This window comes from Pseudooceanicola onchidii (assembly GCF_004959925.1).
In the GTDB taxonomy this organism is placed as follows: domain Bacteria; phylum Pseudomonadota; class Alphaproteobacteria; order Rhodobacterales; family Rhodobacteraceae; genus Pseudooceanicola; species Pseudooceanicola onchidii.
On the sequence record NZ_SPUW01000001.1, the window covers coordinates 665858 to 680387 of the forward strand.

Annotated in this window: 11 protein-coding genes and 1 tRNA gene; 3 read left to right on the forward strand and 9 right to left on the reverse strand. The window is 65.3% G+C overall.

Annotated features, from left to right (window positions below; translation table 11 throughout):
- Positions 1-219: 219 nt before the first annotated feature.
- The 5 genes from nirB to E4S58_RS03260 all read right to left on the reverse strand — a co-directional run bounded on the left by nirB (position 220) and on the right by E4S58_RS03260 (position 7939).
- Entirely contained in the window at positions 220-2652 is a 2433-nt protein-coding gene (gene nirB / locus E4S58_RS03240) for a nitrite reductase large subunit NirB (protein WP_136634865.1), read from the reverse strand.
- A 12-nt stretch (positions 2653-2664) separates the two neighbouring features.
- Positions 2665-3606: a GAF domain-containing protein gene (locus E4S58_RS03245; RefSeq protein WP_136634866.1), complete on the reverse strand. Its 942-nt coding sequence runs from the start codon at positions 3604-3606 to the stop codon at positions 2665-2667.
- Positions 3606-5318 (reverse strand): ABC transporter ATP-binding protein, encoded by a 1713-nt coding sequence (locus E4S58_RS03250; protein ID WP_136634867.1) that lies wholly within the window; start codon positions 5316-5318, stop codon positions 3606-3608. Before E4S58_RS03250 ends, E4S58_RS03245 begins: the two co-directional genes overlap by 1 nt.
- 13 nt (positions 5319-5331) lie before the next feature.
- Entirely contained in the window at positions 5332-6417 is a 1086-nt protein-coding gene (locus tag E4S58_RS03255) for an ABC transporter permease (RefSeq protein ID WP_136634868.1), read from the reverse strand.
- 157 nt (positions 6418-6574) lie between these two features.
- Positions 6575-7939 carry a CmpA/NrtA family ABC transporter substrate-binding protein gene (locus E4S58_RS03260; protein ID WP_136634869.1) on the reverse strand — a complete coding sequence of 455 codons (1365 nt, stop codon included), beginning with the start codon at positions 7937-7939 and terminating at the stop codon, positions 6575-6577.
- 459 nt (positions 7940-8398) lie between these two features.
- On the opposite strand from E4S58_RS03260, the gene E4S58_RS03265 reads away from it, so the two are divergent.
- Positions 8399-8983: an ANTAR domain-containing response regulator gene (locus E4S58_RS03265; RefSeq protein ID WP_136634870.1), complete on the forward strand. Its 585-nt coding sequence runs from the start codon at positions 8399-8401 to the stop codon at positions 8981-8983.
- Positions 8980-10140, forward strand: coding sequence for an ABC transporter substrate-binding protein (locus E4S58_RS03270; RefSeq protein ID WP_136634871.1), 1161 nt, complete (start codon positions 8980-8982; stop codon positions 10138-10140). Before E4S58_RS03265 ends, E4S58_RS03270 begins: the two co-directional genes overlap by 4 nt.
- A gap of 14 nt (positions 10141-10154) precedes the next feature.
- On the opposite strand, the gene cysG is transcribed toward E4S58_RS03270, so the two are convergent.
- The 4 genes from cysG to E4S58_RS03290 form a co-directional block, all read right to left on the reverse strand.
- On the reverse strand, positions 10155-11525 hold the full coding sequence (cysG, locus tag E4S58_RS03275) for a siroheme synthase CysG (protein ID WP_136634872.1): 1371 nt from the start codon (positions 11523-11525) through the stop codon (positions 10155-10157).
- A gap of 216 nt (positions 11526-11741) precedes the next feature.
- Positions 11742-12590, reverse strand: a complete 849-nt coding sequence (locus E4S58_RS03280) for a fumarylacetoacetate hydrolase family protein (protein WP_136634873.1) — start codon at positions 12588-12590, stop codon at positions 11742-11744.
- A gap of 99 nt (positions 12591-12689) precedes the next feature.
- The gene (locus E4S58_RS03285) at positions 12690-13268 is read right to left on the reverse strand and encodes a TlpA family protein disulfide reductase (RefSeq protein ID WP_136634874.1); all 579 of its coding nucleotides are present in this window, start codon (positions 13266-13268) and stop codon (positions 12690-12692) included.
- A gap of 164 nt (positions 13269-13432) precedes the next feature.
- A tRNA-Gly gene (locus E4S58_RS03290) sits at positions 13433-13507 on the reverse strand.
- Between the two features lie 337 nt (positions 13508-13844).
- Between E4S58_RS03290 and E4S58_RS03295 the strand changes: the two genes are divergently transcribed.
- Positions 13845-14468: a VPLPA-CTERM sorting domain-containing protein gene (locus tag E4S58_RS03295; protein WP_136634875.1), complete on the forward strand. Its 624-nt coding sequence runs from the start codon at positions 13845-13847 to the stop codon at positions 14466-14468.
- Positions 14469-14530 lie beyond the last annotated feature (62 nt).

Consider the following 14530-nt stretch of genomic DNA (forward strand, 5'->3'; position numbering starts at 1 on the left):
GTTGGCGAACAAGAACTCCGCCCCGAACATATGTCCCGCCCGGCGGTAACGCCGGGCAGTGCCGCGTTGACCGGCAGGTGTTTGCAGGCAAACACCGAGAGGGGCCCGCCCCCCAGGGCGGTGCTTTCGCGCCACCCTCGGGGCGGTCGCTGCCCTCAGCGACGACCGCAGTCGGACTTGCTCTCATGACACCTGAATGGGCAGCGATTGTGGACCCACTCATTCCGCCGCCTCCAGCGTCAGATCGGCCAGCGGCTGGTACCGCTCGGCGCGCGTCTTCACATGATCCGCCCAGGGATCCTTGCGATAGACCGTCTGCGACAGCTCGAAGGCCTCGACCAGCCGCTGGCGTTCTGCCAGATCGTCGACGACCCGCGCCTTCACCCAGTCGAGACCCACCTTCTTGACCCACTTGTAGGGCCGGTCCAGGTACTTGGCGTTCTCGCGGTAGAGTTGGATGAAGGCCACCGTCAGCGCGATCGCCTCCTCCTCGGTCGCTGCATCCGCCAGGCGTTCCGTTTCCTTCACGTCCATGCCGGCCGCGCCCGCGACCCCGATCTGGTAGCCCGAGTCGACGCAGATGATGCCCACGTCCTTGCAGGTCGCCTCGGCACAGTTGCGCGGACAGCCGGACACGCCCAGCTTGACCTTGTGCGGCGTCCACGACCCCCAGAGGATCTTTTCCAGCTTGATCCCGAGGCCCGTGGAATCCTGGGTGCCAAAGCGGCACCAGTCGGACCCGACACAGGTCTTCACGGTGCGCAGACCCTTGGAATACGCATGTCCCGAGACCATCCCGGCGTCGTTCAGATCGGACCAGATGGCGGGCAGATCTTCGCCCTTCACGCCCAGCAGGTCGATCCGCTGGCCGCCGGTGACCTTGACCGCCGCGCCGTATTTCTCGGCCGCATCGGCAATCGCGCGCAGCTCTTTCGCGTCGGTCATCCCGCCCCACATCCGCGGCATGACCGAGAAGGTGCCGTCCTTCTGGATATTGGCGTGTTTGCGTTCGTTGATGAACCGCGACTGCGGGTCATCCTGATACTCGACCGGCCAGTCCGCCAGCAGGTAGAAGTTCACCGCAGGCCGACAGACATGACAGCCGTTGCGCGTCTTCCAGCCAAGCTCCTGCCAGACGGCCTCTTGCGACTTAAGTTCCTGCGACTTGATCAGCCGCCGCACGTCCTCGTGCGTCAGGTCGCAGCACCCACAGATCGGTTGCGTGGTCGGCAGCACGAAGCTGTCGCCAAGCGTGACCTGCAGCACCTGCTCGACCAGCCCGGTACATGTCCCGCAGGACGCGCTGGCCTTGGTCGTGGCCTTCACGGCGCCCAGATCGGTCGCCCCCGCTTCGATCGCCGCGACGATGTCGCCCTTGCACACGCCGTTACAGCCACAGATTTCCGCCTCAGGCGGCAAGGCTGCAACGGCTGAGAGAGGGTCCGCAGAGGCGCCCCCCTGGAAGGCAGGCCCGAAGATCAGTGTCTCGCGCATCTCGGCGATGTCGGTGCCGTCCTTGATCAGCCCGAAGAACCAGTTGCCGTCGGCCGTGTCGCCATACATCACCGCCCCGATCAGGCGGTCATCCTCGATCACCAGCCGCTTGTAGATACCCCGACCCGGGTCGCGATAGACGATGTCCTCGCGCCCCTCGCCGTCGCCAAAGTCGCCCGCACTGAAGAGATCGCAGCCCGTGACCTTCAGCTTGGTCGACAGCTCTTTCATCTGGAAGGTCGCGTCTTCGCCGGTCAGGGTCTTGGCCAGCACCTTGGCCTGATCGTAAAGCGGCGCGACAAGTCCGAAGACGTTGCCCTTGTATTCGATGCATTCACCGACGGCGTAGACGTCTTCGACCCCCGTGCGCATCTGCGCATCCACGTGGATCGCCCGGCCGCAGGGGATACCCGCATCCTTGGCCAGCTGCACCGCCGGGCGGATGCCCACGGCCATCACGACGATGTCGCAGGGCAGTTCGGTGCCATCCTTCAGAACGACCTTTTCAACCTTGCCGTCGCCTTCGATCCGGTCGGTCGAGGCTTCGAGCATCACGGTGATCCCGCGCCCCTCAAGATCCTTCTTCAGAAGATACCCCGCCGCCGGATCCAGCTGCCGCTCCATCAGGTGGCCCATCAGGTGCAGGACCGTCACCTCCATGCCGCGCAGCCGTAGCGCCGCCGCGGCCTCAAGCCCCAGCAGGCCACCGCCGATGACGACCGCCCTGGCACCCGGTTTGGCCGAAGCCTCGGTCATCGCATCGGTGTCTTCCAGATCGCGGAAGGCCACCACGCCCGGCAGATCATGGCCGGGGCAGGGGATGATGAAGGCCGACGACCCGGTGCCGAAGACCAGCTTGTCGTAAGGCACTTCGCCCTTTTCGCCGACGACCACCTTGCGGGCGGTATCGACCGAAATGACCTTTTCGCCGAACCGGCAATTCACCTTGTTCGAGCCATACCAATCGTCGTCGTGGGTGACGATCTCGGCAAAGCTCTTCTCGCCGGACAGCACCGGCGACAGCATGATACGGTTATAGTTCCCGCGCGGCTCCGCGTTGAAGAGCGTGATGTCATACGCCCCGGCGTCCGCTTCGATCAGGTGTTCCAGGAACCGGCCAGAGGCCATCCCGGCACCGATAACGACAAGTTTCTGCATCTCTCGGCTCCTTTAAAGGTACCAGGCCACGACGTGGCTGAGTTCACCGTGTTGATGGATGGGCAGCGCGACCATTGACGCATAGCCCGCCGTGATCCCCGGTTTGCCCGCCTCGATCACCGGCACGCCGGTGCCCAGCACGCGGCCGATGGCCCCCTGCCAGGCGACGGCCTTGCGTTCGTTGCCGGCGTTTTCGGGATCCCAGAGCGCGCCGTCGCGGGCACAGATCCCGTCGACCAGCCGCGCTTCGTTCGCGCTGCCGTTGCGGGCGGCGCGGGCGTCCCAGATCTCGAACCGGCGGGCGATCGGCGTGCCCTGGGCCGACAGCAGCGTGAGCACGAAGGACGTGTCGCCCGGCACCGGGATCGGCAGGCCCAATCCCGTCGTCAGTCCGGCCTTGGCCGCACTGTCGGCGCGGATGAACTTGTAGCCCGAACCGAGGTCGCGCATCAGCATCGGCGTGTGCGAGGACCAGACACCGCCGGGCAGGCCCTGGCCGCGCGGGAAATGCGTGTGCTGGCTGACCCATTCGAAATGCTTGGCGGCCCCGTAGTAGCCATCGTCGAGCATCAGGAGCCCGTCGTTTTCGTGCCAGACCTCGATCGCGCCGGTGCGCTGATCATCGTCGCCGCACAGCACGACCAGCACGGCCTTCAGCACCTTGCCATCGAAGACCGGGATCGCCACGGCCGAGGTCAGCCCGGCCTCGGCCGCGGCTTCGATCCGCTGAAAGTACGACCCGTCAAACCCCTTGAGCACGACCGGCCGTGCCTCGGCCCAGGCCTTGCCCGGCAGCCCTTCGCCCTTTGCGAAGGACACGCGGCGCGAGGCGTCTTCGAACGCGGCGAGGGTGCCATAGTCGCCCCCGGCATGGACCAGCGTGTCACCCTCGGGCACCCAGACCTCGGAGACCTGGATGAAGGTGCGGACCTCGGCGTCCAGAACCGTTTCCATCACGCGGCCTCCTTCTTCTTGGCGTCGGGCGTGGCCTTGGCGGTCTTTTCGGACTTTCCGGTCGCGCCGTGTTCGTATTCTTCAAGGAAATCGAGGACCTGCTCGCGGTAGAGGTAGTAATCCGGATGCTCCAGCAGCGCCTTGCGGGTGCGGGGGCGGGGCAGGTCGACGTTGACGATCTTGCCGATGGTGGCCTGCGGCCCGTTGGTCATCATGACGACGCGGTCGGCCAGCAGGATTGCCTCGTCCACGTCATGGGTCACGCAGATCGCGGTGACCTTGGTGCGGGACCAGACCTCCATGAGAACCTCCTGCAGCTCCCACCTTGTCAGGCTGTCGAGCATGCCGAAGGGTTCATCCAGCAGCAGCAGCTTGGGCGACAGGGCAAAGGCCCGCGCGATGCCGACCCGCTGCTTCATGCCATTCGACATCTCGGAGGCGGACTTGTTCATCGCATCGCCAAGGCCCACCCGTTCAAGGTAATAGTCGACCACGTCCTGCCGTTCGGCCTGCGACGCCTTGGGATAGACCTTGTCGACCCCGATCGCGACGTTTTCGCGGGCCGAGAGCCAGGGGAAAAGGTTTGGCGACTGGAAGACGACGGCCCGTTCGGGGTCGGCCCCCTGCACGTCATAGCCATCCAGCTTGATCACGCCCTTCGAGATGTCGTTCAACCCCGCGACCATGGTCAGCACAGTGGACTTGCCGCAGCCCGAATGCCCGATGAGCGAGATGAATTCCCCCCGGTCGAGTTTCAGGTTGAAGTCTTCGACGACCGTCAGCGGCCCCTTGGGGGTCGGGTAGATCTTGTGCAGCTGTTCGAACGAAAGATACCGCTGATCGATCAGGCCCTTCTGCGCGTCGGCCACGGCCGAGGGCAGGTTGGCGTCATGGGTGTGCTTGGGCTGGATGTCGGGCAGGATGCGCGACCCTTCCGGCTTGGCCTCGATGCCCACGTCCATCAGGTAGTTGGTGACCTCGGCCCGCAGCCTCTTGAAGGTATCGTCGTGGTTCATGGCCGACCGTTCGCGGGGACGCGGGATGGTCACCTTGAATTCGGCGCCAAGCGTCCCGTCGGGGTTCAGCGTGACGATCCGGTCGGCCAGCACGATGGCCTCGTCCACGTCGTTGGTGATCAGAACGCAGGTCTTGCGGTCGGCCTGCCAGATCGCCTCGATCTCGTCGGCGAGGTTGGCCCGGGTCAGCGCATCCAGCGCCGACAGCGGTTCGTCCAGCAGCAGGACCTCGGGGTTCATCGCCAGGGCCCGTGCCACGTTGACCCGCTGGCGCATCCCGCCCGACAGTTCGGCCGGGCGGCGGGTGGCGGCGTGGCTCAGCCCCACCATCTTGACGTAATGCGCGACCTTTTCGGACTTTTCCTTGGCGGGCATCGACGGGAAGACCGAATCCAGCGCCAGCCGGACGTTCCCTTCGACGGTCAGCCAGGGCATCAGCGAATAGCTTTGGAAGATCACGCCGCGTTCGGGGCCGGGGCCTTCGATCGGCTTGCCCTTGAAGGTGACCTCGCCGAAGGAGGGCGTCTCAAGCCCTGCCATCAGGTTGATCAAGGTCGTCTTGCCGGTGCCCGAAAAGCCCAGGATCACCAGGAATTCGCCCTCGGCGACCTCAAGGTCGATCCCCTTGAGAACCGTCGTCAGCTGGGTGCCTTCGCCGAAGCCTTTGTAGACGTTGTCGAACTTGAGAATGCTCATGATACGTCCCCGATCAGCGGTTGTTGGTGAAGGTGAAGGCGGCCTGCAGGGCGAACATCACCCGGTCGAGCAGGAAGCCGATGATCCCGATGGTGAAGACCGCGACCATGATCTTGGCGAGCGACTGCGACGACCCGTTCTGGAATTCGTCCCAGACGAACTTTCCAAGGCCGGGGTTCTGCGCCAGCATTTCCGCCGCGATCAGGACCATCCAGCCCACACCAAGCGACAGGCGCAGACCGGTGAAGATCAGCGGCAGGGCCGAGGGCAGGACCAGCTTGGTGATCTTGGTCCAGGTGTTCATCTTCAGGACCTTCGAGACGTTCACGAGGTCCTTGTCGATCGAGGCCACGCCAAGCGAGGTATTGATCAGCGTCGGCCAGAGCGAACAGAGTGTCACCGTGATGGCCGAGATCAGGAACGACTTGGAAAAGAGCCCGTCATTCGTCGTGTAGACGGCCGAGACGATCATCGTCACGATCGGCAGCCAGGCGAGCGGCGAGACCGGTTTGAAGATCTGCACCAGCGGGTTGAGCGCGGCGTTCGCGGTGACCGAAAGGCCTGCGGCGATGCCAAGCGGCACGGCGACCACGGTGGCGATCAGGAAGCCGAAGAAGACGGTTTTGATCGAGGTCCAGATCTGCTGGTAGTAGGACGGCGCGCCGGTATAGGCGACCATCTTGACCTGGTCTTCCTTGCCCGCGGCGATCAGTTTCTCGTTCCGCTTGGCGACCATGTCCTCGAACTTGGCCTTCTTGGCGGCCTTGTCCTGCGCGTCTTGATGCAGGTTCACGACTTCGGTCCAGACCTGGCTGGGGCCCGGCACGGCGCCAAGCGAGGTCTGCACGCGAGGCGCGAGGTTGGACCAAAGCGCGAGAAACAGCGCGATGGCCAGCAGCGGCACGCCCAGCAGGCGCCAGACGTCCTTCATCTGGGCGCGCGGGTTGTCCCCGGCCGCGGCCTTGATCAGGGGGGCGACCCAGGCAAGGCCCAGGACGGTCAGCCATTTGTCGGCCTTGTTGACGGTGGTAAAGAGCCGGGCGCGACGGGCTTCCTTGGCGGCGGCGGCGTCCAGATCCTGGTGGTCGATGGCGGTCATGATGTCCGTCCTTGCTGTAGCTGGGTTCTGTAGGGGCCACGCCGTTGCGGCCTTGGGGGATCGACGTCGGGCGGCGTTCGCTCCTACCGGAGCCTCACCCCGCCCGCCGTCCCGTCATGGGGTACGCGTCGGCACGCACCCCGGGGAAGGTCAGGCCTTAGCCTTGCACCTCGTTGCCCACGACCTTCTGTTCGCCCTTCAGGCCGATCGGCAGACTTTCCAGGTAGGCATTGGGCGTCTTGCCGTCGAAGGGGATGCCGTCGATGATGTCTTCGGCCGGGGTCGGCGCCTTGTAGCCATCGCTGTCCCAGGGGAAGTCGGCTTCGTTCGCCAGGCCTTCGTCGACCAGCAGACGGGCTGCTTCGAGGTAGATGTCCGGGCGATAGACCGACTTGGCGACCTCGTCGTACCATTCGTCCGACTTCGCATCGGCGATCTGGCCCCAACGGCGCATCTGGGTCAGGTACCAGACGGCGTCGGAATAGAAGGGGTAGGTCGCGTTGTAGCGGAAGAAGACGTTGAAGTCGGGGACCTCGCGCTTGTCGCCCTTCTCATACTCGAAGGTGCCGGTCATGGAGTTCGCGATCACCTCGGCATCCGCGCCGACGTATTCGGGCTTGGCCAGGATCTCGACCGCCTCCATGCGGTTGGCGTTGTCGTTCTCGTCCAGCCAGATGGCCGCGCGGATCAGCGCCTTGGTCACCGCCTTGGTGGTGTTCGGGTACTGTTCGGCAAATTCGGCGGTGATGCCAAAGACCTTCTCTGGGTTGTTCTTCCAGAGTTCATAGTCGGTGATGACCGGAACGCCGATGCCCTTGAACACCGCCTGCTGGTTCCACGGTTCGCCCACGCAGTAGCCGTAGATCGTGCCGGCTTCGAGCGTGGCGGGCATCTGCGGCGGGGGCGTCACGGACAGCAGAACGTCAGCCGCGATCTGGCCCGAGATGTTTTCGGGGCTGTAGAAGCCCGGGTGCAGACCACCGGCGGCCAGCCAGTAGCGCAGTTCGTAGTTGTGGGTCGAGACCGGGAAGACCATGCCCATGTTGAAGGGCTTGCCTTCGGACTTGTACTTTTCAACCACCGGCGCCATCGCGGCGGCGGAAATCGGGTGCTGCGGGCGGCCGTCATCCATGGTGGGGATGTTCGGCTTCATCTGTTCCCAGACCTCGTTCGACACGGTGATGCCGTTGCCGTTCAGGTCCATCGAGAAGGGGGTGATGATATGCGCCTCGGTGCCGAAGCCGATGGTGGCGGCCAGCGGCTGACCGGCCAGCATATGCGCGCCGTCCAGCTGTCCGCCGATCACGCCGTCCAGCAGAACCTTCCAGTTCGCCTGCGCTTCCAGCGTGACGAACAGACCCTCGTCAAGGAAGTAGCCCTGTTCATAGGCCACGGCCAAAGGCGCCATGTCGGTGAGTTTGATGAACCCGAAGGTCAGTTCGTCTTTTTCAAGCTCAAGCTCCGCCAAGGCGGGCGAGGCCAAGGCCACAGAGGCCATCAGACCAAAGAGAACTTTCTTCATCGTCTTTCCTTTCCAGATAGCTCCGGTCCGGCAAGGGACGGAGCATGAACGAAAAAAAGCCGCAGTACGTCACGCCTTGAGATGGGCGGAGTACGAGCGGCTTTGCTCAGCTTGTCCCTGTCGATGGGAAATTCAAAAACCGTCAGCGCCATTGCGTCCGGTTGCATTCTGGATAGGCCGCACAGCAGCAGGAAAAAAGATCAAAGCCGGGAAAAGGTCAGGATTCGACGATTTTGCATGTGCAGAAATGCGGGTTTGCACATTGTTTCATCAGATGCCCGGGGTGGGTCGCGAAAAATACGCGGCATCGGAACGGTCCGGGTTTCCCTCGGGCCGGGCACACGCCTGTATGCGTTGATCCCGGGCGGGTGATTCCTCGCGCAGCCGTCTGGTGTACAGGCCCCGGAAGGGCCCCGAAACACCTTGTCCCGCGTCCCGCTGCGGCGCAGAATTGGAGCCATGGCCAACCAGCTTTCCATCCTTGTCGTTGAATCGGATCGGGACCGGGCGTTGCAGATCGTCGATGGTCTGGGCGGCGGCGACCAGTTCGCGATCTCCGTCATCTCTGAATCCTCCGGGCTTGCGCGGCGCGTCGCCGAACTGAACCCCGACGTGGTGCTGATCGACCTTGAAAGCCCCTCGCGCGATATTCTTGAAGAGCTCGCCTCGGCGTCCGGCCCGCTGGAACGTCCCGTGGCGATGTTCGTGGACCGGTCCGACGACGGGCTGACCCGTGCAGCGGTCGAAGCGGGGGTATCGGCCTATGTCGTGGACGGTCTGCAGACGCATCGCATCCGGCCCGTGCTGGATGCGGCAATCAGCCGGTTTTCCGTCTTCAAGCGGATGCGGACCGAGCTTGAGACCACGAAGCGCGCGCTGGAAGAACGCAAGGTCATCGACCGCGCCAAGGGCATCTTGATGAAATCCAAGGGCCTGTCGGAAGAAGAGGCCTATGCCATGCTGCGCAAGACCGCGATGGACCGGGGCCGACGCCTGTCGGACGTGGCCGAGGCGCTGGTGACCGCGGCGGGTCTGCTGTCATGAGCGATGTGCTGACGGCAGGCTTCCTGCCCCTGACCGATGCCGCCCCGCTGATCGTTGCGCGCGAAATGGGTTTTGCCGCGGAAGAGGGGCTGGAGCTGTCGCTGATCAAGGCGACCTCGTGGTCGTCGCTGCGCGATTACCTTCTGTTGGGCAAGCTGGACGCGGCCCAGATGCTGGCGCCGGTGCCGGTGGCCCATGCCCTTGGCCTTGGCGCGCTGGGCGGCATGGATGTGATCGCCGCGCTGAACCTGTCGGGCAACGTCGTGTCGGTCAGCAAGGCGATCGCGGCGGAAATGCAGGCGGCGGGCTACGGGTTCGATTTCACCGACGCCGCCGCCGCCGGCCGCGCGCTGATCGCCCTGGGCCGGCCGCTGCGCATCGCCGTGCCCTTTCCCTTCTCGATGCATGCGGAACTTCTGTATTACTGGCTCGACACGCTCGGCCTTGCCGCGCCGCAGTCGCTGTCGGTGCGCACCGTTCCCCCGCCCCTGATGGCCGAGGCCATGGCCGACGGAGAGGTCGATGCCGTCTGCGTCGGCGAACCCTGGGGGTCGCTGGCGGTGGAAAACGGCGATGGCGTGATGTTGTTGCCGACCTCGGCGATCCGCCAATCCGCGATAGAAAAGGTGCTCGCGGTGCGCTCGGGCTGGGCCGAGGACAACCCCGACCTGACCCGCAAGGCCCTGCGCGCACTTTGGCGGGCGGCAAGCTGGCTGGACCAGCCGGAAAAGCGGGAAGTCGCGGCCGAGATCATGGCGCGGCCGGATTACCTGGGCCTGCCGGTCGACCTTGTCGAACGCGGGTTGCGGGGCAATTTCACGATTTCGCCGCAGGGGGATCTGCGCGCCGCGCCCGGGTTCCTGACCTTCGCCAGCGGCGCGGCGGGCTTCCCCTGGCGGTCGCAGGCGGCCTGGATCGGGATGCGCATCGCCGCACGCACAGGGTTGGACCAGGCCGAGGCCATGGCCGCCGCCCGCGCGGTTTTCCGCACCGACATCTACCGCGATCACCTGCGGGGCGTCAGCGCGGATCTGCCAAGCGCATCGCAGAAACTGGAAGGCGGGCTGGACCACGCGACCGAGGTCGCCTCGGAAAGCGGGCGGGTCATCCTGCCGCCCGACCGGTTCTTCGACGGGACGGTCTTCGACCCGGACTGAGCGGGGGAGGGGCCTCAGGCCACCTGCCGCGCCGCATTCGCCAGCGACTTGGGGTACCGCACCATGATCACCGCCGGGCTGGCGATCGCTTCGGCCTGCACGGTCGCGGCCAGATCGCCCAGCATGCAAGTCACATGGCGCTCCTGTTGGGTGGAGGCCGCCGCGACGATGTCCACCGGGCAGGCTGCGGGCGCACCGCCCCGGATCAGCCCGGCCTGCACGTCCCGGGCCTTGTCGACGGCCATGTAGAAGGCCGTGGTCGTGCCCGGACGCACCAGCGTGGCGCTGTCGGGCGCGGCGTCGCCCGGGCGGCACATGCCGGTCGAGATGGTGAAGCTGTCGGTCTCTCCGCGTTCGGTCAGCGGTGTCTGGATCGTGGCGGCAGCGGCCGAGGCTGCAGTGATCCCCGGCACGACCTCGACCTCGATCCCGGCAAGGCGCGCGGCGGTGATTTCCTCGGTCGCGCGGCCGAAGATCGACGGGTCGCCGGACTTCAGCCGCACGACGCGCCGACCCTGCGCGGCCTCGGCCACGATCAGCTGGTCGATCCGCTCCTGCGGCCAGGCCGAGGCCCCGACGGCCTTGCCCACGTAGACGCGGTCGGCGTCGCGCCGGGCAAGCTCCAGCACCTCGGGATCGACCAGCCGGTCGTAGAAGATGATATCGGCCTGCTGCAACCGCTGCACCGCCCGCAGCGTCAGCAGGTCGCGCGCGCCGGGGCCTGCTCCGACCAGCGCGATATGACCGCGCCGTTCGGGGGCTGCACCGGCCTCGACCGCCGCCTTCAGCATCGACGCCGCCGCCCGTTCACGCCCCGCCAGATGCGCGCGAAAGGCGTCGCCGGTGAACGCCCATTCCCAAAACGCCCGGCGGTCTGGACGCGCGATGTGCTGTGCCACAGCCCCCCGCAACCGCCCCGCCAGCGCGACGAAGGACCCAAGGCGCGGCGACAGCATGGTCTCGACCTCGGTCTTGATCGCGCGGCCCAGAACCGGGGCCTGTCCTTCGGTGCCGATGGCCACGACCACCGGGTCGCGATCGACGATCGAGGGCGTGAAGGCATCGCAGAGCTCGGGCTGGTCGATCACGTTGACCACGGCCCCCGCAGCCCGGGCCTGCACGGCCAGCGCCACGTCCCACGCCGGGCAGCCGGTTCCGATGAAGACCAGCGCCGCGTTGTCAAAGACGCCGGCCGCATCGGTCACGTGATCCGCCCGGCCCGTATCGACCAGCGCCTGAAGCTCGGCATCCAGCGCATGGGCCAGCAGGGTGATCCGGGCTTCGGTCTTGAGGATCAGTCGGGTCTTGCGGGCGATCTCCTCGCCTCCGCCGCACAGAACCACGCGGCGCCCGGCCATCTTGAGGAACATGGGGAAGGTCTTCATGGAACGCTCCTTGCAACGCGAAAAGGCCGCCGACAGCACATGACGAGGGTCATGATCGTCGGGCAGCCTTGCCCAAAATCCGGTCTGTCGGGATTTCGCGACGCCGTTGTCGCATGAATAACGCCTAGCCGCAGGTCCGCGCGACGGGCAAGGATTATCGGCACCCGGCGCGGTCGGACCCCGCCGGATGCCCGAAACTTCAGCAGATGCGCGCGTCTATTCGGCGACAACCCGGTTACGCAGCAGGCCGATCTGGTCGACCTCGACCTCGCAGACATCGCCCGGCTTCATCCACAGCTGCGGCTTGCGCGCCATGCCGACCCCGGCCGGAGTGCCAGTGACGATCAGGTCACCGACCTCAAGCGTCATGACCGCCGACAGCTTTTCGATCAGCGTGGCGACGTCATAGATCAGCGCGTCGGTATTGGCGTCCTGCACGACCTCGCCGTTGAGGCGGGTGGTGATGCGCAGGCCCTTGGCGCCCGCGGGCAGGGCATCGGCGGTGACGAAATCCGGTCCAAGCGCGCCGGTCGCGTCGAAGTTCTTGCCAAGGGTCCACTGCGGCGTGGCCATCTGGAAATCGCGGATCGACCCGTCGTTGAACAGCGTATAGCCCGCGACATGGTCCAGCGCGGCGTCGCGGCTGATGTGCCGCCCGCGCTTGCCGATCACTGCCACGACCTCGCCTTCATAGTCGAACTGGTCCGAGGCCGTCGGGCAGACCAGATCGCCCTCGTGTGGCACGAGGTTGTCGTTGAACCGGACAAAGACCGTCGGATAGGGCGGTGCCTCGTGCCCCGTTTCGGACGCGTGGTCGGCATAGTTCAACCCGACGCACAGCACCTTTCCGGCACGCGTGAAGGGCAGGGCGGGCGTGATGGAGGCCGGGTCGATCACATCGCCCGCCGCCAGCACCTTGGCCGCCTGGTCGAGCGTCCCCGCCCGAAGGATATCATCCAGCGATCCGGGGAAGGAGGCATCCTCCTCGAGCAGGCCGGCATATCCGGCCCCGGTCTGAATGGCGAGCCCGGCGACACCGTCGCGAGTGAAAGCAAAAAAGCGCATGAGGTCCTCCCTTTGCGCGGAATGAACCACGCGGGGGCGGAAGGTGCAATCGGCCTTCGCAGGGCGGTCTGACAGGGGGGCTGCCGTGCCCCGACAGGATCAGTGCCGGTCGCGGATCACCGCGATCCGGTCGCGCAGCATGGCTTCGGAGATTTCGCCCAGGAATACTGACACCAGCGCTCCGTCGGCTGCAAAGAAGAAGGTCGCAGGCAGCCCCGCGCCACCGAACCGCCGGGCCAGCCGCTTGTCCGGGTCCAGCACGACGTCGCGCCCCGACAACCCTTCGGTCGCCAGATAGAGCGCGACCTGTTGCGGCGTCTCGGCCTGATTGGCAAAGGCCACATCGATGTCGGGCATGGCCTCTGCGATCCGTTGCATCATCGGCATTTCGCTGCGGCAGGGGCCACACCATGTCGCCCAGAGGTTCAGGACCAGCGGCCGCCCGTTGCGCTGCCCCAGATCGCGGACCTCGCCGCCCAGGGTCGTGACAGGCGTGTCCCGGATCGTGCTGCCATCACCGGGCGGGTCCTGCACCAGCGCCGAAAATCCCCCGGTCAGCACGCCGATCCCCGCGACGAAGGCCAGCGGCCGCCCGATCTGGGTCCGCCGCAGCAGCACTGCGGCCAGTGTCAGACTGCCGAGGATCAGCAGCGGCATAAGGGTCGAAAGCGTCGGCACGGCGCGGCTGTCCTTCGGTGGAACCAGGGGCCACTTTTGTGGGGACAGCCCGCGAAGGCCAGAGCCCAGAGGCCATTCCGGGATCACGATGCCGCCAGATGAATGAAAAAGAAAAAAGCCTCCGTTTCCGGAGGCTTTTTCTTCACTCCCCTGAGGGAGGATGTTGGAGCGGGCGAGGCGATTCGAACGCCCGACCCTAACCTTGGCAAGGTTATGCTCTACCCCTGAGCTACGCCCGCTTCCTTGGGTAGGGCAGCGTTTAATCAAACCCCGGGGGGGCTGCAAGAGAGAATTTTGGGGTCGGTGCACTTTTTTTCGCGCGTCGGTCCGGCGACCGTTCGGCCCGTGCAAACGCGGGGCGCTTGCGGCACAGCGGACCGGTGACCGCACCCGAAAATGGCGGGTCCAGGGAACCAACTGGCTCCGTCTGGTCAGGATTGTTCGACCAGCGTCGTGCCGTGCCTGGGCAGGTCGCGCCGATCAGTGTCATTTCCGTCCTAAAGTTAAACTGCGACACATTGATCTGGCCGCAGCGCACAGCGTAAAATCGCATCATTCAAACAAGGGATACGCATCATGAAACATATTTTGGCCACCACCGCGCTGTCGCTGCTGACTGCGACGGCCGCGACGGCCGGTACATTGGGTTACGGACTGACGATCAGCGGGTCTTCCTCCGTCGGCGCCAACTTCAACGTGCCGAAGCTGAGCCTGTCCAATACCGGCGATACCGGAGAGATCACGGCCTTTTCGATCACCGTTGGGGATACAGACTACAATTTTGATTACTTCTCGGGCGCACTTACTCCACCTGCTGGTGGAACGGTGTCCATCACCTTGGGGGACCAGACGAACGGCGGCGTTAGATATGACGAGGTTGCGCTGGCTTTTACCGACTTCGGCCCGGGTGAGATGTCGAGCTTCTTTCTGGATATCGACTCGGACTCAGCGAATACTGTCGAAAGTTTCCGCGAAGTGCTGTTTGACAACGGGCCAGCTCTGAACTCGGTCGTCAGTGTCAGCTTTTCGACAGGCGACATTCTGTCCATGGTCTTGCCCGACAGCCAGACCCAGCTGACGACGTATTCGTTCGGCCAGTCAAAGATCGTCGATGCGGCCGTGCCGCTGCCGGCGTCGATCCCGCTGCTGCTGGCCGGTCTCGGCGCGCTTGGCGTGGTGCGGTCCCGCCGGCGCAGTTGAGACACCAAAATCGATGACAAAGGGGCGCGATTTCGCGCCCCTTTTCACAACGTCAACATACT

Bases quoted from the DNA above. Each gene is read 5' to 3' on its own strand.
- cysG (WP_136634872.1), bottom strand. From the start codon at position 11,525: ATGAAGACCTTCCCCATGTTCCTCAAGATGGCCGGGCGCCGCGTGGTT.
- E4S58_RS03295 (WP_136634875.1), top strand. From the start codon at position 13,845: ATGAAACATATTTTGGCCACCACCGCGCTGTCGCTGCTGACTGCGACG.
- E4S58_RS03280 (WP_136634873.1), bottom strand. From the start codon at position 12,590: ATGCGCTTTTTTGCTTTCACTCGCGACGGTGTCGCCGGGCTCGCCATT.
- E4S58_RS03270 (WP_136634871.1), top strand. From the start codon at position 8,980: ATGAGCGATGTGCTGACGGCAGGCTTCCTGCCCCTGACCGATGCCGCC.
- E4S58_RS03245 (WP_136634866.1), bottom strand. From the start codon at position 3,606: ATGGAAACGGTTCTGGACGCCGAGGTCCGCACCTTCATCCAGGTCTCC.
- nirB (WP_136634865.1), bottom strand. From the start codon at position 2,652: ATGCAGAAACTTGTCGTTATCGGTGCCGGGATGGCCTCTGGCCGGTTC.
- E4S58_RS03250 (WP_136634867.1), bottom strand. From the start codon at position 5,318: ATGAGCATTCTCAAGTTCGACAACGTCTACAAAGGCTTCGGCGAAGGC.
- E4S58_RS03260 (WP_136634869.1), bottom strand. From the start codon at position 7,939: ATGAAGAAAGTTCTCTTTGGTCTGATGGCCTCTGTGGCCTTGGCCTCG.
- E4S58_RS03265 (WP_136634870.1), top strand. From the start codon at position 8,399: ATGGCCAACCAGCTTTCCATCCTTGTCGTTGAATCGGATCGGGACCGG.
- E4S58_RS03255 (WP_136634868.1), bottom strand. From the start codon at position 6,417: ATGACCGCCATCGACCACCAGGATCTGGACGCCGCCGCCGCCAAGGAA.